This is a genomic window from Enterococcus sp. AZ071, assembly GCF_050499065.1.
Lineage (GTDB): Bacteria > Bacillota > Bacilli > Lactobacillales > Enterococcaceae > Enterococcus_A > Enterococcus_A ferrettii.
In genome coordinates this window covers 2,165,353-2,186,850 of the sequence record NZ_JBIPAS010000001.1, presented here as the reverse complement: position 1 = coordinate 2,186,850, position 21,498 = coordinate 2,165,353, and the positions used below count along the sequence as shown (strand labels likewise).

Genomic DNA, 21,498 nt, shown 5'->3' with positions numbered 1-21,498 from the left:
AACGCCCCCTTAAAAAACAATTTTTTGAATAAAGTAATGATCGACAATTTCAGTTTCCAACAAAAAGTCGGCTTCTTCCATGATCTCCTGCAAATTGCTTAATCCAATGCCGCGATTTTGCCCTTTGGTTGAATAGCCCTTTTCTTCCAGCTGGTACAGCGGTGGTATATCTTCTGAACAGCTATTCTTAACAATAACTACGTTGCTGCCATCGTTTTCGAACACGGCAATCTGCAATTCACCGCGGTCAAGCTCGCTTAGAGCATCAATGGCATTATCTAAAATGATTCCCAAGGCACGAACCAATGGAATTTCATTTTTCTCTTCAACATAGAAATTCTTGTCAATTTCCAGTATCAGGTTTACTTTCTCACTTTCAATTATACTCAATTTTACATAAAAAATACTGCGTAAAGCCAAATTTTGAATTTTTGTCAGCTTACTAAGCTGAGTATTTGTGCTGTTAAGACTTTCAGAACTATGCTTGATTTGAGTATAATAGTAGTTTTTCAGTTCTTCAAATTTATTTTCCTGAAAATAGGTGTCCATACTCAGCAAAATATTTTGGTAATCATGCTTAAACTTGCGAACCTCTTCTGCATTCTTTTCAATAGTTTTTAAATAAGCAAGTTGATTCTCAAAGATCGCTTTCTTGCTTTCAGCTTCGAGACGCATTGACTCGCTGCGTTGGGCTAAAAGGACAATAGCAGCCAAGAATAAAAATAAAGCAAGAAGAACATCTTCAAGTATCTTAGTAATAACAGTTTCGTTATTAGGTATAGTCAGCTCAACTAAGTACTCGTTCTTCAATATTTCAAAGAAAAAAAACAAAAAGATCATTAGTAACATAAGTTTTACTTTGGGATACTTTTTTTGAACAATAACTATAGTCTTTTTTTCTAGAACAGCAAGTATTACAGTAATGAGTATAGAAATAAGACTTCCTATGGAGAAGGATATCAACAAAGATTCAGGATTAGTCTTATAAATAGTATTTGTCAAGAATGTGGTCAAGTCATCATTTACGAAAATCATGGAGCTATATATACCAGCTAAGAGGGGATCTCGTTCAGAATAATAAAATGAAACTAAAAAACAGAAAAACAAGACAATTAGCTTTAAAGTCACACTAGAAAAAGGTATGAACATTCTGATAACTACAGTCAGTGTGGTTATTAGAATTATATCGGTATATATATATTTCGATTTGAATATGAATAAAGAGAACAGCATAGGTAAAGTACCCAAAGTAATTAAAAGGTTTCCTAACAATATGAATCACTCTTTCTTTAGTGTCGATTATGATCGAATAATGGTCGATTTTGACTTTTCAAGGCGTTTCACTTGGAAAATTTTATAGAATGAAGGACAAGGGGGCGATTTTGTGAAAAAAATATTAGTATTAGTAGGTGCAATTCTATTTCTTATTTCTCCAGTGATCAGTGAAGCCGCTACTTTGTCAGATAATGAAGATGTTAAAGTTTCAGAAAAGCTACAAATTAGTCCTAGGGGTGTTTACACGTATGTCTTTTCTTACGTACCACCTAAGACATTCAATGGCAGAACTCGTATATACTATGAGTACATTTCAAAAGATAAAATTTATATTGGATACTATCAATAGATTTATTACTATGATTATGTTTCTAGACAGTCCAATTATAGCACAGAAAAAGAGCGTAACCATTACGCAATAAAATAAAAAGCTTGAAAGGTTTTCTATGGTTTTGACCATTATACCTTTCAAGCTTTTTGTTTTTTCGGATCTATTCCTCCCCCGCATACTCCAATATATCCCCAGGTTGGCAATCCAGTACAGTACAGATTTTCTCCAGTGTGTTAAAACGAATCCCCTTAGCTTTACCTGTTTTTAGAATTGAGAGATTTGCTGGGGCGATGCCTATTTTTTTAGCTAGTTCGTTGGAGGACATTTTTCGATCTAGCATTACTCGGTCTAAATTAATTTTTATCATTGGCAACACCCCCTTTGCTTTATATAAAAGCATCACTTTCTTTTTTTAGACGCATTCCTTGCTGGAATACCATAGAGATTACATAAATCCCTAGAACCATCAAGGCACCTTTAAATAGATAAAGGACATTATTAGAAGAATCTTGGCTAAGCAGATTTATATGGTAGAGATTGTTAACTATGGATACTAAAATCTCAGCCAAGGTTGCTGAGCCATAGTAAATGAAGGTCTTTTTTATTAGCTTGAGATTGCGTTCGTCAAAATAAAGTTCCTCATTTAAGTTTTGCAACAGGTTGCGAATACAATTCAGGTAACTGATCATCAAAATTATACTAACAACACAAAAGACTATTAAGTAGAAAATGATGAAGGTAGGAGACAACGAGCTATGAGCGATCTCCATGTTTGATGTTAAGAGTTGAGAAAGTTCCTGTCGTGAATCAGTGAACGCGATAGCAATAAACGTAAACGTTAGGATGATTCCAAAAACAATCTGTAGAATCAAGCAAACGGAGGCCAACAAGCCTAAAATAAATCGTTCGTACTTTTTCATATTTTTCCTCCTTGTGATAATCAATTAAATAATTGATTGGTTTTCTCTTTTCAGCAGAATACCTTGTCTAAATACCATGTAGATAACATAAATTCCCATAAGAGTTAATAAGCTGTCAACAATTTGCAGCCAGTCAAGGGACTCTAAATAATAAGCGCCGGGAATCTGAACAATCTGAAATAGTTGATCGACGAATACTACACTGAAATTTGTTAGAGTATAAAGTGTGAAAAAGATCAACGTATATTTAATTAGCTTGAGATTCTTTTCTTCGAAATAAAACTTTTCATTAATGTTTTGCAGCAGGTGACGAATGCAATTAAGATACAGGAACATGAATAGGCCGCTTATTGATCCAAAAATGATTAAAGTAGTAGCATAGGTACGTTCGTCTAAGGAGCTGCGGCTTAGGTCAACGGCTCTCAAAACAACCTGAATGAATTCTTGACGGCTATCGGCAGAAGAGAGCAACGACCAAAGAATGATCAAGGAGAACAAAACGAGACTTGCTTGAACCATTAGCGTAAAAAGACTTAACAGACCGACGACAGCTGTAGAATTCTTGTTCATTTTAATCCATCCCCTTTATTATAGTATAAAACAGAAATCTTTTTATGTAAAACGATATTTTAATATCGTTTTACAATATCGAAAAGTTTTTGTTGAGTGTTGAGCCGTCACTTTTCATTTTAGGTTATAAAAAGAAGATAAGCGGTTCTTTTTTTGATTAATAACTGCCAAAAACTAAGAAAAGCGATGATTCTGATTAAAAAAGGGCCAATTCTGACTTTTTTGTTAATTTTCTATCAAAATGGTATAAAATAAATTGTACTTAGGAGACAAGAGGAAGTGGCGTCTGTTAATGGGTATAGTCAGTGTTTGGCGCTCTCATTATAAAGAACAACTTCCCCAGATTCGTATAATGACATTCAAACTATTCAAACGAACAAAATTATCCCCAGGAGTGTTTGACGTGTAGCTTTCTTCTCTGTCTCCTAAATTGTTTTAAAACAGAAAATTAGACTACAAGACTTTCTAACCGAAAGCGTCCAGGCAAAAATTGCTTGGACGTTTTTTTTTGCTTAAATCGAAAATGTTCAGGGTATGCTGAAAAATCTAGGTCGTGGTAAGATAGAAACAGAGGTGAGTCGTGTGAAAAAAACAAATCAAGCAACACCTGACCAAACGTTAGTAACTGAACAGGTGAAGATTCCTAAGAAGCTTCACGGGTTAACTGAAGCAGAGGTTAAAGAACGTACAGAAAAGGGTCAGGTGAATCAAAGTGAAGAGGATTTATTGAAGACAGATGGCCAGATTATTAAAGAGAATACGGTTAATGTCTTTAACCTGTTGAATTTGGTGTTAGCTCTTTTTGTTTTGTTGGTAGGTTCGCCGAAAAATACGTTGTTCTTTGGTGTTGTAATAATTAATACGCTGATCGGAGTCGTTCAAGAGCTGCGAGCGAAGCATACGATTGACAAGCTGTCGGTATTGGCGAAAGATCAGGTAACAGTTCTACGCAATGGAAAGCTGGAACGGATAGATCAGGAAGCCGTCGTTTTAGGGGATACGATTTTCTTGAAAAATGGGGATCAGGTGCCAGTGGATGGTCAAGTGTTGACCGGTGATGGGATCGAAGTGGATGAATCTCTACTGACTGGTGAAGCTGATCGTATTTTGAAGCAGCCGGAGGATCGGTTATATAGCGGAAGCTTTGTGACTGCGGGTCAAGCCTTCTATCAGGCAACGGCTGTGGGGGCGGATAATTTTGCCCAACGGTTGTCTAGTGAAGCGAAGAGCGAAACGGGAAATAGTTCTCAACTAACTAAGGTATTGAGTCGGATGATTACGGTATTGACAGTGGTCATTGTTCCAGTGGGCTTAGCGATGCTTTATTCGCAATACCAAGCCTCTTCCTCCATTCGTCAGGCTGTTTTAGGAACTGTAGCAGCATTAGTGAGTATGATACCAGAAGGACTAATGCTATTGACTAGTGTAGCATTTGCGGTTGGAGCTGCTAATCTGGCGCGGAAAAAGGTGCTGGTACAGGCTTTGCCGTCAATTGAAACGCTGGCTCGGGTGGATGTCATTTGTCTAGATAAAACGGGGACCATTACCGATGGCACCTTGCGTTTTGAAGAAAGTATTTTAGGTCAAGTAACAGAAGAGCGATTTAAAGTTATCATGGCTGCTTTGATGAAGAATTTGACCGATGATAATGCAACAGCTCAAGCGCTGCGGCAAGCATTTCAAGCGGAGAATGACTGGCAGATGGAAAAGATGATTCCTTTTTCTTCCGCTCGTAAGTGGAGTGGCGTGACTTTCAAGCATGAAGGCAGTTACGTTGTAGGTGCACCGGAATTTATTTTTTCAACAGTGCCAGAGAAGTTTCAACGGGAAATTGAACCCTATATGGCTCAAGGTCATCGAGTGTTGGCACTGGCTTCCTATCCAGATGTTTTGGGTGAAACTTTTGAAAAGGAGCCGCAATGGCTGGCTACCTTGATTATCTCTGATAATTTACGGGAAAATGCCCAAGAGACTTTTGGTTACTTTGTTAAGCAGGATGTCCAGCTGAAGGTAATCTCTGGCGACCACCCATTGACGGTGTCCAAAATTGCTCAAAAGGCTGGGATTCAACATGCTGAACATTATGTGGATATGTCTGAAATAGACGATTGGACCAATTATCGAGTGCTGGTGAAGGCTAACACTGTTTTCGGTCGGGTTTCGCCGTATCAGAAGCAGCGTTTGATTCAGGCTTTGCAGGATGAAGAGCATACGGTCTGTATGACAGGTGACGGTGTAAATGATGTACTGGCGTTGCGTCAGGCGGATATTGGTGTCGCAATGGCTAATGGAAGCAGCGCAGCGCGTGCAGCAGCGGATGTAATTCTTTTAGAATCGGATTTTAAACGGATGCAGGATGTTTTGAATGAAGGCCGCCGAGTGATTAACAACATTGAACGGGTTGCTTCGATGTATCTGGTCAAGACGATTTATTCGTTGATCTTAGCCGTGATTTTCATGTTCTTAGCGAGTCCGTATCCTTTTGCACCCATTCAATTGACACCAATCAATGCTTTGACGGTGGGGATACCTTCCTTCTTCTTGGCATTGAAGCCAAGTTACGAGCGTATCAAGGGAGATTTTTTGAACAATATTTTGCGGGTTTCAGTCCCTGGGGCGGTAACAGTAGTTTCAGCAGTCATGCTGATTCAGCTGGCAGGCCATTTGTTCCAGCTGCCCTTTAGTGCGACTTCCACCATGTCAGTGTTCTTGACCGGCTGTGTGGGACTACTGGTGCTGTATTTGGTTTCATTCCCTTTGGACAAGAAGAAAATTGCGTTGATTATTGTTTTGGCAGCAGCCTATTTCAGTTGTTTTATTATTTTTCGTCAGTTCTTCGATTTCGACGTGCTCTACAACCGAAATCTATTCTTTGTCCTGCCATTAACCTTGGGTGTCTATTGGTTATTTAGAGGGTTAGCGGCCGCGATGAATAAGTTAGTTGAATTACGGGTGCGTTGGCAGGCTTATCGCCGGAAGAAAAAACGGTCGCGGGTAATATAAGGAGGAGCCAGATGGAATTGGAAAAGTTAAGGGGACAGGTAATTGTTTCCTGTCAAGCGTTGGAGAATGAACCGTTGTACAGTTCGTTCATTATGAGTAAAATGGCGCTGGCTGCCAAGGAAGGCGGTGCAGTCGGTATTCGAGCCAATTCAGTGGCGGACATTACCGCTATTAAGCAGGAAGTGGATTTACCAGTAATCGGTCTCATTAAACGAGATTATTCGGATTCAGCAGTGTATATTACACCAACCATTCGGGAGGTAGAGGAATTACTAACAACCTCAGTCGAAATTGTTGCGCTGGATGCTACCAAGCAGGAGCGGCCCAATCGAGAGCAGCTGTCGGACTTATTGGCTCGGATTCATGAAGCTGATCGTTTGGCTATGGCGGATGTTTCTACTTTGGAGGAGGCAGTGTCTGCTGATAAAATGGGCTTTGATCTTGTTTCTACCACATTGGCTGGCTATACAGCGTATTCCCGTAAAACAGAAACACCAGATTTTGAACTGTTGGCGGAAATCGTTCAACAGGTGAAAGCACCGGTTATAATGGAAGGACATACTGATCGGCCCGAGCAAGTGACTAAGGCGTTAGAACTTGGAAGCTTTGCGGTAGTTGTAGGTTCAATTATCACACGTCCCCAAGTTATTACTCAAAAATATGTGGCTGCGGCCAAGAAATTTCAAGCTGAATAAAGAAAAATCACGGAAAAGGCTTTCTTTTCCGTGATTTTTGGTATAATAGACTAAAAGTAATCGAAGGAGGCTTTTCTCTATGGCATTAACAGCATTACAAAATGGTTCAGATATTCGCGGTATCGCTATTTCCGCAGAGGGTAAAACGAAAAATTTAGGAACAGAAGAAGTTGTATTGATTGCAAACGGTATCATGAATTGGTTGGACAATCAAGGTGTTGAAAGACCCTTCACGATCGGCTTAGGGTATGATAGCCGTCTGACTGGACCAGAATTAAAGCAGGCGATGATGGATACCTTCCAAGCTGCTGGAGTGAATGTTTTAGACTTTGAATTGGCCACTACACCGGCTTTATTTATGGCGACGCAATTTGCTGAATTTGATTGTGATGCAGGAATTATGCTGACAGCGAGCCATTTGCCTTATTACTTCAACGGAATTAAGATCTTCAGTAAATCCGGCGGTGCTGAAAAAGCAGATATTGCGTATATTTTAGAACACACTGAAGCGCAGCCAGCCGCAGAAGGCAGCATTAAAAAGGCCGACTTGATTTCGGCTTATGCAGCAGACATGGTGGAAAAGATACGTAAAGGAATCGGGTCAGACAACAAAAAACCATTAGCTGGCATGAAGATTGTAGTAGATGCTGGGAATGGTGCTGGTGGTTATTTTGCTAGTAAAGTCCTGGATGTATTAGGTGCTGACACAGCTGGTTCACAGTTTTTAGAACCAGATGGCAGCTTTCCGAACCATATTCCAAATCCAGACAACAAAGAGGCCATGGCTAGTATCAAGCAGGCTGTACTAGATAATCAGGCTGATTTAGGGGTAATCTTCGACACGGATGTAGATCGCTCAGCCATTGTTTCCAAAGATGGTCAAATCATCAACCGCAACAATTTAATTGCTGTATTGGCAGTGATTGTTTTAGCAGAGCAGCCTGGCAGTACCATTGTGACTAATTCGCCAACCTCTGATCATCTGAAACGTTTTATTGAGGAAAAAGGCGGAAAGCAATACCGCTATATTTCTGGCTATCGAAATGTTATCAATAAAGCGATTGAATTAAATGAAGAGGGCATTGATTGTCCATTAGCCATTGAAACCAGCAGTCATGCTGCCTTCAAGGAGAATTATTTCTTGGATGATGGTGCCTATGTGATTGCTAAGGTCTTAATGCTGCTGCCGAAGCTGCAGCAGGAAGGCCGCAAGTTAACTGACTTGATGGCTGAGCTGGAGCAGCCGGTCGAAACCTTGGAGATTCGTTATGAGATTGCTGGCGATGAGTATAAAGAAACGGGCCGCAAGATGATCGAGAACTTCCGTCAACACTTACCAGAAAAAGACGGTTTCACCGAAAATCCGGAAAACGATGAAGGCGTTCGTTTTTCAATCACCGATCCTCATGGCAAAGGCTGGATGCTGTTGCGTTTAAGCTTGCATGAACCATTATTGGTGATGCAGATTGAAAATGATCTGCCCGATCAAATTCAGAAGCAGTTACCGATTTATCGCGAACTGTTGGCTCAGGAAGCGCAGTTTAATTTAACCAAATTGGATCAACAAATACAGTAAGTAGTTTGACTTGCATTTTTTCCTCCTTCGGCCGATGATGGTGCCAGAAGGAGGTTTTTTGATGAAAATTACCTTAAGCGAGGATGCCAAAGAACGAATTGCTCAGCAATTGGATCAACACAAATTGGTGCTATTAACCTTTGAAGATGGCGTAGGCGCATATTCCCAGCATGCCATGATTCATATGCAGACCCAATTTTCTATCAATATTATTAGCGACACCATGCCTAAAGAAGGATACGATGAAACGATTCCGACAAATTTAGTCGATTTTTGGATTAAGGGTTATTCAAAGGAGGACTTGCAGGAGAATATGCGAATTACCTTGAACTCTCGGTTAAGCACCTTTACTTTAACCGGTGATGGCGGTACGATTGATGATAATTTGGGCTTTATTGATTTTACAAAAAAGAGGTCTTAACTGACGTCTTTTTTCTTTTTTTTAGATTTGTTTGTTAGTATAGAGGAGAAAGGTGGAGGTATGAATGGCAAAGATTATGATCGTTGAGGATGAAGCAGTCATTCGTCAGTTGATCGGCGAAGAATTAACGAAATGGAATTTTGATGTGTTTGCGACAACTGACTTTAATGAAGTATTTGCAGATTTCGAACGAGAAGTCCCTCAGTTGATTTTATTAGATATTAATCTGCCGGTCTACGATGGTTATTATTGGTGTCAAAAAATTCGCGAGGTTTCGAAAGTACCGATCGTCTTTATCTCCTCTCGGAATACTAACATGGATCAGATTATGGCGATGAATATGGGTGCTGACGATTATATTACCAAGCCCTTTGAAGTGGATGTTTTAGTAGCGAAGATTAATGCCTTGCTGCGCCGTTCGTACAATTACGCAGAAGGCGGCGAGACCATGACTCACAATGGGATCACTCTTAACCTAGACAACAGCAGCATGGAAATTGGTGAAGAGGTAATTGATTTAAGCAAAAATGAATACCGTTTGCTTTACATATTGATGAAGCAGCATGGGAAAATTTTAAGCCGGGAAAAACTGCTGCGGGCCCTGTGGGATGATGAACGTTTCGTGGATGATAATACCTTGACTGTGAACATTAATCGTCTGCGTCGCAAAATTGAACAGGCGGGGATTCATGAGTATATTCAAACTAAAGTTGGCCAAGGCTACATTGTGCCGTAAAGGAGCAGGGAATGACATTTTTACGCTTTTTAAAAGATAAGCTGCCGATTTTTTTAGTCTGGATTCTTTTGAGTGCCTTGCTGGTCTTTATGGTTTGGTTAACCCCAGATTTACATGGTTTTATGGATAATTTAGGGTATTTACTATTGCTCCAATTGTTTTTGCTGCTGCTGTTCTTTGTGATTGACTACTACCGCAAGAAGGATTGGTTTCAGCAATTAGGTAAAAAGGAAGACTCCCTGCAGCAGTTCCTCGATGAAGCTGATACAGAAGAGGAAAAACTGGTGCAGGAATACATCAACCAGCAGGTTCATGAACACCACCAATTGATGCAGCAGATCATTAGTAATCAAAAAGATCAAAAGGACTATGTGGATTCGTGGATACATGAGATTAAGGTTCCTCTGGCAGCGGTCGGGTTGATTCTGCAGTCGATTGAGTATGATATTGATGATAAGAAATATACTCTGCTGCAAAATGAAGTGCAGAAAATTGATGAGTATGTGGAGCAGGTTTTGTATTATTCTCGTCTGGATGAATTCATTAATGACTATTTGATTCAGGAATATTCTTTAAAGAAGCTTATTCAGCCGGTGATTCGCACCCAAGCCAACTACTTCATTCAAAAGAACTTGCAGCTGGTTATGCCGGATGAGGATGCTCAGGTTTTAACCGATGGGAAATGGATTGCCTTTATTTTCCGCCAGTTGTTAAGCAATGCCCTCAAATATACTCCAGAAAACGGGAAAATTGAAGTAGTGATTACCCAGAAAAATGAAGGAGCTTATTTGCAGCTGAGGGATGAGGGGATTGGTATTCAGTCGGAGGATATGGGACGAATATTCGACAAAGGCTTTACAGGAGAAAACGGACGCAGTGCTGAACAGCATTCGACTGGTTTAGGCCTTTATCTGGCCAAGAAATTGGCTGAAAAATTGGGCGTTGAATTAACGGTGAAGTCGGAATGGGGCAAAGGAACCACAATGACCTTGTTTTTCCCTCGCTTGAATTACTATCAGGAAGGTCGCTAATAGACTTGTCAAACCTCGGTAATTTCTGATAAGCTGTCACATGAATCGTGCTGCCAATCCAACTTTTGGCACTCAGAAAGCTATATAAAATCTTCCCCTACAAATAGAAAAGAAACATGTAATTGAATCCATTAAAATGAACTAGGAGAAGATATGACAATTTTATTTGCGCTTGTTCCGATGTTTGCTTGGGGAAGCATAGCCTTGGTCAGCGGAAAATTGGGCGGGGATGCGAATCAGCAAACCTTAGGAATGACGATGGGGGCGTTTGTCTTTGCCCTTGTAACGTTTATGATTGTACGGCCAGCCGTTGAGTGGAAGACCTTGTTGATTGGCTTCCTATCAGGTGTCTTTTGGTGCATCGGGCAAAACAAACAGTTTCACGGAATGAAATACATCGGAGTATCAGTGGGTTTGCCGCTGTCTACCGGCTTTCAGTTGATTTTAAATACAATTGCTGGTGCGGTTTTTTTCCATGAGTGGACCAAGACTCGGGATTTCTTTTTAGGTTTTACTGCCTTGGCGCTTTTGGTTTTCGGGGCGTATCTTACTGCTCGACAGGACAGCGATTCTGGAATTAAAACCGATCATATGGTTTTAGATTTTGGCAAAGGCTTGCGAATGTTGCTTCTTTCGACTATCGGCTATGGTTCTTATACCATTCTTATTACTTGGGCAGGGCTTGACCCTTTAACGGTCATTTTTCCGCAGAGTATCGGGATGCTGGTTGGAGCAGGGGTGTTTGCTGTTGGTAAGACTACTATTAATAAATATGTTTGGCGCAATATACTCACAGGCCTGTTATGGGGAGCCGGCAATGTATGCATGCTGCTGACAGTACGATCAGTGGGGCTGGCAATTGGTTTTTCACTTTCTCAAATGGGCATTATCATTTCTACGTTAGGTGGAATTTTCTTTTTAGGTGAACACAAGACTAAGAAAGAAATGATCTACGTAGTGATCGGCTGTCTGCTGATTATTACTGGTGGTTTAGTACTAGGTTATATGAAAGCATAAGCAAAACCTGCTGCAAGATTCCAGTTGGAACTTTTGCAGCAGGTTTATTATTTTCTGCGAACGGGAATTTGAATCTCTGTCAGCCACTCTTCCATGGAGTCTTTATTCCAAATACCATCAATGTAGGATTCTCTCGGAAGATCAGCAATTTCATAATCGTTCTGATCGATGAAGGAAAGAATCGCCTGATAGCTTAAGGGCAGCTGCTCATAGGACCCTTTGTGCAAGGTGCAGACTGCATTTTCAACCTTGGGAATAACGGAAAATTCGAGGAAGGTATCCTCAGCTTTAGCGGCTGTCACCGCTTCGCAAATTTCTACCCGAACATCCTCTTCTTTATACTCGCCGTCTAAATAGCGGTTGAAGCAGTATTGCGGATTTGTGTAGCTGCACCCCAAGCGTTCCAGCTCCCGATCCATTTGCGGCATGTAATGGATTAATTCCCCATAGCTCGCAATTGTTAAGGTCATGGAGGCGATGGTAATTTCTGGCAAGGATTTTTCAATAATATCGTACTCTACCAGCTCTTCCTCGTCTGACAGGTAGCTTTCAATCACAGATAGCTCGCGAGTACGTTCAGCTATTTCTTCTAAAATTCGCTTCTTTTTCATTCGCAGCAGTTTGTCTTTGCCCACTCCTTGCTGGACTTTCCGGATCTCTTCCAAGGAAAAACCGATTTTCCGCAGGGCGATAATTTGATGAAGGTCCGGCAACTGACTAGCACTGTAGTAGCGGTAGCCGTTTTCAGGATCAACATAACGAGGAACCAGCAGCCCTTTTTCGTCATAGTGACGGAGAGCTTTGATGGTCACTTGATTCATTTGCGAAAATATTCCGACGCGATACAGATTTTCCTTTGATTCAACAAACATTTCTTTACTCCCATCTGAATGTTTTAGCTGAAACTAGTATACCAAGAATTCCGAAGATTAGCAGATAGAGCAGCGAGAATAGAGGCAGACTGTCGACTCCTTCTAAAGAAACAAGCTTCAGAAGCTGAATTCCTTGTGTGAGTGGCAGGATGCTAGCAAGTTTTTGCATCCCGTTTGGAAAAATCTCATAGGGAATCACTGCTCCTGACAAGAAAAGCATCGGGAAATAGACGAGGTTACACACCAGGTTTGCTTGTTTGATGGTTTTGCATAGACTAGCCATCATCATACCAATGCTGTACATAGAAAGCATAACTAAAAAGTAGCTGCCAATGAAGCCCAGCCAAGAACCAGTCATGCGATAATCTAAAACCAGCATGGCTACTAGCGTAACACCTAAAGCAGAAGCGAGTGCAGTTAAGACACAGACGGTTACGTGGACTCCTAATAACAGAAGCGGACTAGTGGGTGTGGTAAAAAAGTGCTTCAGAATTTTTTTGTCGCGGTAATCGGAGATAGTTAGAGGCAGACCCATGAAAGCAGTGGCACAAATACCGACTGTTGCCAGTGCTGGATAGCTGCTTTGCATAAAGGTATAACCTCCACCCCGTACCTGCTGATTACCAACTAGCATACTGATAAGCAGTAGGACTGCCATGGGCATGCCAATTCCGAAAAAGAGTCCATCAGGTGTTCGCAGAGATAATTTTCCTTCTACTCGCAAAACTGTTAAGTATTTTCTCATGCACTTTCCTCCATCTTCTGTAAGTAGTAGTCTTCTAAATTCAAGTAGTTTTCCTGCTGCTGCAATTGCTCTAAGTTCTGACGTTCGATAATCTGCCCTTTTTTCAAAAAGACCAATTCATCGCAAAGCTGCTCGGCCTCTTCTAAATAGTGGGTGGTTAAAAATATAGTTAAGCCTTGCTTCTTCAAGCTGTGTAAGATGCGCCAAACCTCCCGTCTGGCTTCAGTATCCAACCCAGTGGTCAATTCATCCAAGAAAACAATCTCGGGATTCGGCAGCAACGCCAAAACTAACGACAGTCGTTGTTTTTGTCCTCCTGATAAGCTATCTGCTCGTTGCTTCTGAAATTCACTCAAATCAAATTGTTCCAGAAGATCCCGGTAAGCCAGCGGTTCTCGATAGAGGGATGACATCTCCTGACAGAGTTCATCTACCCGGATATTGTTTTGAAAGTTCGAGGCCTGCAGCTGGACACCAACCTGTTCAAAGACTGTTTTTCGTTGCTTGCAAGCAGTTTGTCCCAGAATTAGAGCTTCACCGCTTTCTGGCTTCTTTAAGCCTAAAATACATTCAATTAAGGTTGTCTTGCCGGCTCCATTTGGCCCGAGCAGCCCAAAGACTGTTCCTTTCTTGACCTCCAGACTAACGTCCTTCAGTACTTGTTTGTTTCCAAACTGTTTGGATAAGTGATTTACAGTGATTATGCTCATTTCTTCGCCTCCTTGAAATAAGCATAATGTCTGCTCCAAGGGTAGAGTCAAGAGGGGGATTCGATGATTTAAGTAGTTAAAAATGAAATACGTTAGTGGTATAGGTACTAAATAGCATGAAGCTATGATTAGTTGAAGTATGAGAGGATAGGTTTTATAGCTAAATAAACTGCGAAAAGCTGGACTGACAGCTAACTCATTAGTAAGGGGTTCCTTTTTCCGAGTGCAGGAAAAAGGAAGTAGATTTTCGTACGCGTACCATTCTGCTAAACAGTTCTAAAGGTTATTTGGAATAAGATTCCTTTTTCGGTTTCTGAAATTATATTACTGCGAAAAGTAGAACTGGCAAAAAAACTAGCAGAAAGTAGCTTTCTGCTAGTTCAATGTTTATTTAGGTTTTGTGGTTAATTCCAACAATTTGCTTTTTAGTTCGTTTTCCATATGGTTGATTTCCAACTCAGCGGCTTGACGACGTTCTTTGCCTTCTTTTTGGATACGAAGTGTTTCTTCAAGTGTTTCAACCAAATCATTTTGGGTTTGCTGCAGGGTTTCGATATCAACGATTCCTCGTTCATTTTCCTTGGCTGTTTCGATTGTAGAAATTTTCAGCATTTCTGAATTTTTCTTCAACAGGTCATTGGTTGTTTCTGATACCTGACGTTGTGCCATGGCAGCATCTTTTTGACGTAATAATGTTAGAGCAATTGCCACTTGGTTTTTCCATAGTGGAATGGCCGTATTGATGGATGCTTGAATTTTTTCAGCCAATGCTTGGTTCGTATTTTGAATTAAACGAATCTGTGGTGCTTGTTGGATCGTAATTTGACGAGCCAATTTCAAGTCATAGGTCCGCTTGTCTAAACGATCCAAGAATTGCGTATAGTCGTTCACGATTTGGACATCCATTTGGTCGCCGCTGGCTTGTGCTTTTTCGCTAGCTTCAGGAATGGTTTCGAGCTTCAATTCCTCGATTTTCAATTCAGCTGCCGCGATATAAATGTTCAAGGCATCAAAATAATCCTTATTTTTCGTATAAAGCTGCTCCAACATTTGATTATCTTTTAATAGACCATCTTTTTCAGTATTCAGCTTCATCGCGATTTTATCGATTTGAGCACCGATCTTTTGGTATTTGGTAGTGATTTCATAAATAGACTGTTTTACTTTTCCGAAAACGCGTTGGAAAAGATTGCCTTCACCGACACGTAATTCATCTGGATTGGCTTCTTGCAGTCGGTACATCAACTGATTCAATGAATCACCAATCGGTCCAATGTCTTGTGCGGATACAGTGTTTAACATAGATTGAGAAAATTCGCTCAATTTAGTCTGGGCTGTTGCGCCATAGGTGATGACGGCTTGAGAATCATTTACATCAATTTTCTTGGCTAATTCACGAGCTTGGGCTTGGCGTTCTTCTGGCAGCTTATCGACTAAGCGGTCTGCTTGTTGTTGTTCCTGCAGATTTGAAATTTCTTGCTGCTGGACGGGTGTTAAGCTGTCAGTGCCAAATGGATTGCTTAACAAATCATCTAATGTGTCATTTACTGCTGGTTTGTTTTCCGGTTCCACCGTGGTTCCTCCTGTTCGAAAAAAATCTAGCTAGGCTAGATTTTTTATTCGCTAAATTGTTTTGACAGATCAGGATCTTTTTCGATGTTTTGTTTGGCAATTGAGATTTCGACATCCATGTCTTCTAAGTCGTTGGCAACGAATTGCTGATAATCTTTAACTACCAAAGCAGCCATTTGATCAATGATCTGTGCGCTTTCTTCTAGTTTACCATAAACTTCTTTCGACTTGACCTCATGATTGTTAATTTCGATATAATTATCGGTCAAATCACAAATGTTTGGCAAATGAGTGTAAAGAAATTGGCTGGCTTCGGGTAAGCGAGTGGGTTCCTTTACCAATTCTTTAAACAAAGCCTTGGCTGCCTTCAGCATATCGTGGCGCAAATCAATCGCTTTTAACTTCGCATTGTCCTTAATGTTGTTTTGCAGACGAACAATCTGGTTTTTTGATTGATTCATGGTTTCACGGAAAAGATCGATTTCACTATCCGTCATGCCAAGTTCGCGGTAATAGTCTTCCTTCTCTGAGCTGAGTATCGGCATTTCTTCCTTCTTCTGAACAGTTCGGCCCTTAATTCCCCGGTAAATTAAACGGATACCAGTGATAAGCAGTACTAATGTGACGAAATCGCCAAAATCACCTTCTAAAAAGCAGATGACCCCAATGATTATAATAATTATCGGGAATATTTTCTTTCGCATAATGATCCTCCTAATCTAGTAAGTAAAGCGGGTATCTAATGCATTAATTTTTCACGTATTACCTTACACGGACATCATAGCACGAAATTCTATAGAATTAGTATCGGACCAAAGATGGATTTTTTAGATTTAGAAAAAACATAATAATTATCTATGATACAATAAGTCCAAAGTCCGTTGTGTCATTCAAACCAACGAAGTATCCTTAAAGAAGAAAGGTGAAGACATGTTAGAATATAAAGATTTTGAAGAAAAGACCATTCAACGCAAAGAGATTTTTAAAGGCAAAATCATTGAGGTCGTAGTAGACGATGTTACTCTGCCAATGGGTGGCGAGGCAAAACGTGAATTAGTCTTTCATCATGGCGGGGTAGGAATCATTCCTATCACGAAAGAGAATAAAATGATCATGGTAAAACAATTCCGTAAACCATTAGAAAAAGTAGTTCTGGAAATTCCTGCGGGTAAGATTGACCCTGGTGAAGGACAGCAGCCGGGAAAAACGGCCCGCCGCGAATTGGAAGAAGAGACCGGCTACCGGGCTGAAAAGCTGGACTATGTAGCAGAAATGTATCTGTCACCTGGTTTTTCAAATGAAAAGCTCTACATATACTTAGGACAACAGCTGGAAAAAGTCGAAAATCCTCGTCCACAGGATGATGATGAAGTACTGGAATTGTATGAATTGACCTTAGAAGAAGCACATCAAGCTATTACAGATGGATTAATTTGTGACGCTAAAACCATCTACGCCGTTCAGTATTGGGAATTAGTGCAAGTTAAACAAGGAGAGGATCAGAAATGAGTCAATCGCCTCTGGTGACGCGAACAGAATTGCGAAAACGCAAAGAAGCTCAGGAACGCTTGGCTGAGCAGCAAAAAGCGGAAGCAGAAAAGGCTTATGCGAAAAAGCAGAAAGAAATCAGCAGCGTGTATCGCAAAGAGATAAAGAAAAACAAACCTTTGGAGAAAACTCGCAGCGGTGAAAAGGAACGCCAACGAGAGCGCAGCACCTTTTTGAATAAAGCTATTTTGATAGTTGTGGTATTATTAGTAATTGTAATGCTAGCAGTTTTCTTCATCTAGGATTCTACTTAAATAACGAAGTATGCCAGTTCTACTTTTTCCAGTAGTTCAACGTACGAAGAGCAGTCAAGAAACTACGAGAAATAAAGCTACGATTACCTAGTAGAATGGTATGCGAACGCAGAATAAAAGGTATTTTCGTAGAAAACTACCTAACCTTAATACGAAGTAGCTGCCAGTTCTACTTTTTCCAGTAGTAAGGCACACGAAAACAGCTAAGGGAAATTAAAGAAAGAACCACTTAGTAGAATGGTATGCGAACAGAGGATCAAAGGTATTTTCATAGAAAATTACCAACCTTAATACGAAGTAGCAGGAGGAATTCAAATGAAAATCGGTATCATTGGTGCCATGGATCAAGAAGTAAAAATTTTACGGGAACAACTGGAAGCGCCATTGTCCTGGGAACGTGCGGGAGCACTGTTTATTTCTGGTACAATCGGCAAGCATGAAGTGATTGTAGTCCGTTCAGGAATCGGTAAAGTAGCTGCATCATTGACAACTAGCCTGTTGATTCAGCAGTATGGCGTCAATATGGTAATCAATACCGGTTCAGCTGGCGGAATTGGTGCAGGCTTGCAAGTCGGAGATTTAGTTATTTCTGAAAAACTAGCCTACTTTGATGTGGATGCTACAGGCTTTGGCTATAAACCAGGCCAACTACCTGGCGGAATGCCGTTGTATTTCGAAGCTAGCCGCTATTTATTAGACAACATGACTAAGGCAGCAGAAAATACTGCTCATCATGTGAAGAAGGGCCTGATTGTAACTGGTGACACGTTTGTGGATGATCCAGCGAAAATTATCGGAATCCTAGCCAACTTCCCAGATGCTTTAGCTTGCGAGATGGAAGGGGCAGCGATTGCTCAAACAGCACAGCAGTTTGAGATTCCTTTCTTAGTGGTTCGAGCAATTAGTGATACTGCTGACCATCAAGCGACCCAAAGCTTTGATGATTTTATTGATGAAGCGGGTAAACGTTCCGCTGAAATGGTGGTTGAGTTTGTTCGTATTTTAAAATAGGGAGGCTCTTTTATGCGCGCACTGCTTTCGATTGATTATACCTATGATTTTGTTGCAACAGATGGAAAATTGACCACTGGTGAAGCAGGCCAAGCAGTTGAACCAGAATTGGTTTCTTTAACCAAAAATTATTTTAATCGTGGTGATTTTATAGTCTTTGCGATCGATGGACATGATCCTAACGATCAGTTTCATCCGGAAAATAAATTGTTCCCACCTCATAATGTTATCGGCACAGAAGGTCGAGCATTATATGGTTCCTTGGCTGATTTTTATCAGGCCAATCAAGCAGCAAAAAATGTTTACTGGATTGACAAACGTCATTACTCTGCTTTTAGCGGGACAGATTTAGACATTCGCTTGCGAGAACGAGGAATTACTGAGCTGTGTTTAGCAGGTGTATGTACCGACATTTGTGTGTTGCATACCGCAGTTGATGCCTACAACTTAGGGTACAAGCTGATCGTTCCTGAAAAAGCAGTCGCAAGCTTTGATCCTGTAGGGCATGAATGGGCGTTAAGCCACTTCAAAAATACCCTAGGAGCAACCATAATTTAAGCAGCTAGAAAAATAGGAGTAGTCAAAAGGGTGATATCAAGCTCTTTTGGCTGCTTTTTTGACTATTCGATTTTCAAGGAACGCAAGCAAATTAAACGTTTGGCGGATCAGGTGGTGCCTCACGACCTTTGGCTCTATTTTTGCGACGTATTCGCCATGAGAATTTTTCTTTGGTTAGTGTATAAGCACTAGCGATTGTCGGAGCAATGTTTTTTTGTTTTGAGCCGTTACTGTTTGCAGGGCGAGGGGATGTTTGAACTTCTGGTTCATTTTCCACTGATTGCAAATGTTGATTAAGTGCTGTTTGTGCTTGACTGTGAACGTACGTAGGAGCTGGTAGATCAATGACCGCAGCTGGCTCACCAAACAACTTCCCTCCTTCAAAAATAGGAGTTTCAATTGTTTCTACGTATTTGGCTTTGACAACTTTTTGGAACAAGCCGACGCCATCTTTTTCAAACAACCCTAAGCTGGCTAGCAGCTCTAGCGATTCTTTTATTTCTTCTGCTGATTTAGTAGTATCTGGCTCTTTAAAAGACCAGATGTGCTTGTTGCCTTCACTGTTCAGGAAGGTGGTGACTAAGCTGATCATAGTATTTTTCCTTTCATTTTTTTCGACTAAAGGGACGGACAAGGTGTCTATTTTCAAGGAATGGCTTCCTCGTTTGGACGGAATTTGGCAATTTGTGAGCTAAGCAAGGCTGTAGCTTTTTCGACAAACTTCTTAATTGGAAATAGCTTCAACCCTAGCTTGCGCAGTTCACTAGTTTCAAAATAATCCTTGAATAGTAGAAGAAGTGCTTCATGGTACGGGTAGCTTTTGTTCGCAAAAATAAGTGACGAACGAGATCTTTTAGCACTAAAGCAAATTCTTTTGCTCCCAGCTGATGACGTACCTGTAAAGCAAGTATCAGCTTCACCGTTGTTGTTCCGTCTTGCGTCTCTTGATAGTGATCCAAAATTCGAGTTTCTAAGGTTTCAAGCTTTAAATTAAAAAGCTGATGATGAGTAAAGGGTTGTTCTGTCATGTTGATTTCCTCCGTTTTGATTATTAATTATTTCGCTGATTTTTTCAGTTATAGCTTTCTTAAAATCTATGGGAATTTGAACTTTTTTGTTCGATTCGGCCGATGACTAGAAGTTAAATGAATAACAAAAAAATGTAAAGAGCAGTTATACGCCATAAATTGTACTTATAGACCATGTTCATTTTTATAAATCCCGGCTTAATAAGGTTTTCATTTTTTGAATTCTTTTCTTTTTGCGATTTTATGGCGTATAAGTACTAAAAAAAATTTTTAATAAAATGACCAAATAACCAGTATTTTTTGTGGGAAATATAGGTATAAAGAGCGCTATTAAAGGATTTTCGTTTGTTGAAATGTGATACGTTTGATTTGGAATAAATTCAAAACAACTGATTTTTCCGTTTTAAAATAACAAATTACTGGATGGGGCTGTTTGTTTTTTCGCCGGCTAAACGAACAAACAGCTGCTGTTCCTTTTTACAAAATTCTTCGTTTCAGTTTTTACTGCTCCCCGCTGACTGAAGAATAGTAGAATAACAAAGCCGATGCAAATGGGCTACTTTGTAAAAACCCCCTCTACTTTGCAAGCTTTTGATCAGGAATGCTATAAAATCAAGCTTCTCAAAAATGTTCTTGCAAATTAGAGGGGGATTAGGAAAGTTTTCTTTGCATACGTTTGATGAGAATTTTGTTTGGATAAGTAGATAAAAGCCTATGTTATGCGGTTTGCTGGGTCCTCTAAAATGAGAAAATTTTGGAGCGTGAGAAAAGAATAACTAGCTCTTCGGGATCTCCGGTAATAAGGAGCGGGATAACTTTGCCTGCATCATTTGCATAAATTTGATTCAAGGCTTATAGTGAAAAAGACTTTATTATGGAGATGAACACGTTATGTTGGATTATTTAGTGATTGCGGTGTTTGCCTTTTTTGGCGGATCGCTGCGGTATTGGATCGGCCTCATTTTGCCAAAGGTAGATGGTTTTCCATTAGGCACTTTAGCGGCTAATCTGATTGGTTGTTTTATATTTAGCTGGCTGGTGAAGCATATTTTAGATGATATGGATGTTTCTGCCCGTCTAATTTTAGGCCTAGGAGTTGGTTTTTGTGGCGCATTAACGACCTTTTCGTCTTTTGCCTTAGATACGATGCAGCTAATACAGGCCGGAAGCTGGGGCTTAGCCTTTTTATATCTCGTATTGTCCTTTGTTGGTGGGATTGCAGTGACCTATATTGGCGAAGTGATCTATCGTAAAGGAGGGCAGGCAGACTTATGATTAATTCACTATTAGTTGGAAGCGGGGCAGCTTTAGGGGCGATGCTGCGCTTTACCTTGAACAATTATTTTGAAGCCCAAACGAAGCGTTTGCCTCGCTCTACCTTTTTTATCAATTTAACCGGCAGCTTTTTGCTGGGAATTTTTTTTGGTATACATCTTTCGTCTTCTTGGTATCTTTTTTTAGGAACCGGTGTGATGGGGGGGTACACAACCTTCTCTACCTTCAATTTTGAGGTGTTGGTTTTATGGAAAAATGATCGGTCGATGTTTTATCGCTACTTGTTAGGTTCTTATGGACTAGGACTATTATGCAGTTTTCTAGGCTTAATGGTTGGAAGCATGCTTTAA

The 21,498-nt window shown here is 40.4% G+C and carries 24 protein-coding genes and 1 pseudogene; 14 read left to right on the top strand and 11 right to left on the bottom strand.

The genetic code is table 11. The features are described from left to right. Nucleotides 1-9: 9 nt before the first annotated feature. Nucleotides 10-849: a sensor histidine kinase gene (locus IGI49_RS10760; RefSeq protein WP_429964486.1), complete on the bottom strand. Its 840-nt coding sequence runs from the start codon at nucleotides 847-849 to the stop codon at nucleotides 10-12. Between the two features lie 535 nt (nucleotides 850-1,384). On the opposite strand from IGI49_RS10760, the gene IGI49_RS10755 reads away from it, so the two are divergent. Further along, the gene (locus tag IGI49_RS10755) at nucleotides 1,385-1,624 is read left to right on the top strand and encodes a hypothetical protein (protein ID WP_429964485.1); all 240 of its coding nucleotides are present in this window, start codon (nucleotides 1,385-1,387) and stop codon (nucleotides 1,622-1,624) included. 142 nt (nucleotides 1,625-1,766) lie between these two features. On the opposite strand, the gene IGI49_RS10750 is transcribed toward IGI49_RS10755, so the two are convergent. From IGI49_RS10750 to IGI49_RS10740, 3 genes are read right to left on the bottom strand one after another with little or no spacing between them, the layout of a single operon-like run. Next, nucleotides 1,767-1,979, bottom strand: coding sequence for a helix-turn-helix domain-containing protein (locus tag IGI49_RS10750; RefSeq protein WP_429964992.1), 213 nt, complete (start codon nucleotides 1,977-1,979; stop codon nucleotides 1,767-1,769). Between the two features lie 13 nt (nucleotides 1,980-1,992). Then, on the bottom strand, nucleotides 1,993-2,526 hold the full coding sequence (locus tag IGI49_RS10745) for a DUF2975 domain-containing protein (protein ID WP_429964484.1): 534 nt from the start codon (nucleotides 2,524-2,526) through the stop codon (nucleotides 1,993-1,995). A 24-nt stretch (nucleotides 2,527-2,550) separates the two neighbouring features. After that, nucleotides 2,551-3,096 (bottom strand): DUF2975 domain-containing protein, encoded by a 546-nt coding sequence (locus tag IGI49_RS10740; protein WP_429964483.1) that lies wholly within the window; start codon nucleotides 3,094-3,096, stop codon nucleotides 2,551-2,553. A 582-nt stretch (nucleotides 3,097-3,678) separates the two neighbouring features. Here IGI49_RS10740 and IGI49_RS10735 point away from each other — a divergent pair. The 7 genes from IGI49_RS10735 (at nucleotide 3,679) to IGI49_RS10705 (ending at nucleotide 11,575) form a co-directional block, all read left to right on the top strand. After that, nucleotides 3,679-6,099 (top strand): HAD-IC family P-type ATPase, encoded by a 2,421-nt coding sequence (locus tag IGI49_RS10735; RefSeq protein ID WP_429964482.1) that lies wholly within the window; start codon nucleotides 3,679-3,681, stop codon nucleotides 6,097-6,099. An 11-nt stretch (nucleotides 6,100-6,110) separates the two neighbouring features. Continuing rightward, entirely contained in the window at nucleotides 6,111-6,794 is a 684-nt protein-coding gene (locus tag IGI49_RS10730; RefSeq protein ID WP_429964481.1) for an N-acetylmannosamine-6-phosphate 2-epimerase, read from the top strand. 79 nt (nucleotides 6,795-6,873) lie between these two features. Then, complete coding sequence (locus IGI49_RS10725) at nucleotides 6,874-8,370, top strand: phosphomannomutase/phosphoglucomutase (protein ID WP_429964480.1); 1,497 nt, start codon at nucleotides 6,874-6,876, stop codon at nucleotides 8,368-8,370. Nucleotides 8,371-8,431: 61 nt separating this feature from the next. Further along, complete coding sequence (locus tag IGI49_RS10720) at nucleotides 8,432-8,791, top strand: iron-sulfur cluster biosynthesis family protein (RefSeq protein WP_207702802.1); 360 nt, start codon at nucleotides 8,432-8,434, stop codon at nucleotides 8,789-8,791. 64 nt (nucleotides 8,792-8,855) lie between these two features. After that, on the top strand, nucleotides 8,856-9,527 hold the full coding sequence (gene sapR, locus IGI49_RS10715) for a two-component system response regulator SapR (RefSeq protein WP_207702803.1): 672 nt from the start codon (nucleotides 8,856-8,858) through the stop codon (nucleotides 9,525-9,527). Nucleotides 9,528-9,538: 11 nt separating this feature from the next. After that, a complete protein-coding gene (sapS, locus tag IGI49_RS10710) occupies nucleotides 9,539-10,558 on the top strand; it encodes a two-component system sensor histidine kinase SapS (RefSeq protein ID WP_429964479.1) in 1,020 nt (339 codons plus the stop codon). A gap of 153 nt (nucleotides 10,559-10,711) precedes the next feature. After that, nucleotides 10,712-11,575 carry a GRP family sugar transporter gene (locus IGI49_RS10705; protein ID WP_429964478.1) on the top strand — a complete coding sequence of 288 codons (864 nt, stop codon included), beginning with the start codon at nucleotides 10,712-10,714 and terminating at the stop codon, nucleotides 11,573-11,575. 47 nt (nucleotides 11,576-11,622) lie between these two features. Here IGI49_RS10705 and IGI49_RS10700 read toward each other — a convergent pair whose 3' ends face one another. The 5 genes from IGI49_RS10700 to IGI49_RS10680 form a co-directional block, all read right to left on the bottom strand. Beyond that, entirely contained in the window at nucleotides 11,623-12,447 is an 825-nt protein-coding gene (locus tag IGI49_RS10700; RefSeq protein WP_429964477.1) for a MerR family transcriptional regulator, read from the bottom strand. Nucleotides 12,448-12,451: 4 nt separating this feature from the next. Continuing rightward, nucleotides 12,452-13,192, bottom strand: a complete 741-nt coding sequence (locus IGI49_RS10695) for an ABC transporter permease (RefSeq protein WP_429964476.1) — start codon at nucleotides 13,190-13,192, stop codon at nucleotides 12,452-12,454. Continuing rightward, nucleotides 13,189-13,902 carry an ABC transporter ATP-binding protein gene (locus IGI49_RS10690; protein ID WP_429964475.1) on the bottom strand — a complete coding sequence of 238 codons (714 nt, stop codon included), beginning with the start codon at nucleotides 13,900-13,902 and terminating at the stop codon, nucleotides 13,189-13,191. The genes IGI49_RS10695 and IGI49_RS10690 overlap by 4 nt, the downstream gene beginning before the upstream one ends. Before the next feature lie 387 nt (nucleotides 13,903-14,289). Continuing rightward, a complete protein-coding gene (locus IGI49_RS10685; RefSeq protein WP_207702809.1) occupies nucleotides 14,290-15,474 on the bottom strand; it encodes a toxic anion resistance protein in 1,185 nt (394 codons plus the stop codon). 44 nt (nucleotides 15,475-15,518) lie between these two features. Next, nucleotides 15,519-16,178: a 5-bromo-4-chloroindolyl phosphate hydrolysis family protein gene (locus tag IGI49_RS10680; RefSeq protein WP_429964474.1), complete on the bottom strand. Its 660-nt coding sequence runs from the start codon at nucleotides 16,176-16,178 to the stop codon at nucleotides 15,519-15,521. 226 nt (nucleotides 16,179-16,404) lie between these two features. Between IGI49_RS10680 and IGI49_RS10675 the strand changes: the two genes are divergently transcribed. From IGI49_RS10675 to IGI49_RS10660, 4 genes are all read left to right on the top strand, one after another. Further along, nucleotides 16,405-16,983, top strand: coding sequence for an NUDIX hydrolase (locus IGI49_RS10675; RefSeq protein WP_429964473.1), 579 nt, complete (start codon nucleotides 16,405-16,407; stop codon nucleotides 16,981-16,983). Next, the gene (gene macP / locus IGI49_RS10670) at nucleotides 16,980-17,264 is read left to right on the top strand and encodes a cell wall synthase accessory phosphoprotein MacP (RefSeq protein WP_207702812.1); all 285 of its coding nucleotides are present in this window, start codon (nucleotides 16,980-16,982) and stop codon (nucleotides 17,262-17,264) included. Before IGI49_RS10675 ends, macP begins: the two co-directional genes overlap by 4 nt. 327 nt (nucleotides 17,265-17,591) lie before the next feature. Then, nucleotides 17,592-18,287, top strand: coding sequence for a 5'-methylthioadenosine/adenosylhomocysteine nucleosidase (locus IGI49_RS10665; RefSeq protein WP_429964472.1), 696 nt, complete (start codon nucleotides 17,592-17,594; stop codon nucleotides 18,285-18,287). A 12-nt stretch (nucleotides 18,288-18,299) separates the two neighbouring features. Next, nucleotides 18,300-18,845: a cysteine hydrolase family protein gene (locus tag IGI49_RS10660; protein WP_429964471.1), complete on the top strand. Its 546-nt coding sequence runs from the start codon at nucleotides 18,300-18,302 to the stop codon at nucleotides 18,843-18,845. Between the two features lie 91 nt (nucleotides 18,846-18,936). Here IGI49_RS10660 and IGI49_RS10655 read toward each other — a convergent pair whose 3' ends face one another. Both IGI49_RS10655 and IGI49_RS10650 read right to left on the bottom strand, forming a co-directional pair. Further along, nucleotides 18,937-19,437: a DUF2922 domain-containing protein gene (locus IGI49_RS10655; RefSeq protein ID WP_429964470.1), complete on the bottom strand. Its 501-nt coding sequence runs from the start codon at nucleotides 19,435-19,437 to the stop codon at nucleotides 18,937-18,939. 53 nt (nucleotides 19,438-19,490) lie between these two features. Further along, a pseudogene (locus IGI49_RS10650) lies at nucleotides 19,491-19,873 on the bottom strand (hypothetical protein). 891 nt (nucleotides 19,874-20,764) lie between these two features. On the opposite strand from IGI49_RS10650, the gene crcB (IGI49_RS10645) reads away from it, so the two are divergent. After that, the gene (gene crcB / locus IGI49_RS10645; protein ID WP_429964469.1) at nucleotides 20,765-21,148 is read left to right on the top strand and encodes a fluoride efflux transporter CrcB; all 384 of its coding nucleotides are present in this window, start codon (nucleotides 20,765-20,767) and stop codon (nucleotides 21,146-21,148) included. Then, nucleotides 21,145-21,498: a fluoride efflux transporter CrcB gene (gene crcB, locus IGI49_RS10640; RefSeq protein ID WP_429964468.1), complete on the top strand. Its 354-nt coding sequence runs from the start codon at nucleotides 21,145-21,147 to the stop codon at nucleotides 21,496-21,498. Before crcB (IGI49_RS10645) ends, crcB (IGI49_RS10640) begins: the two co-directional genes overlap by 4 nt.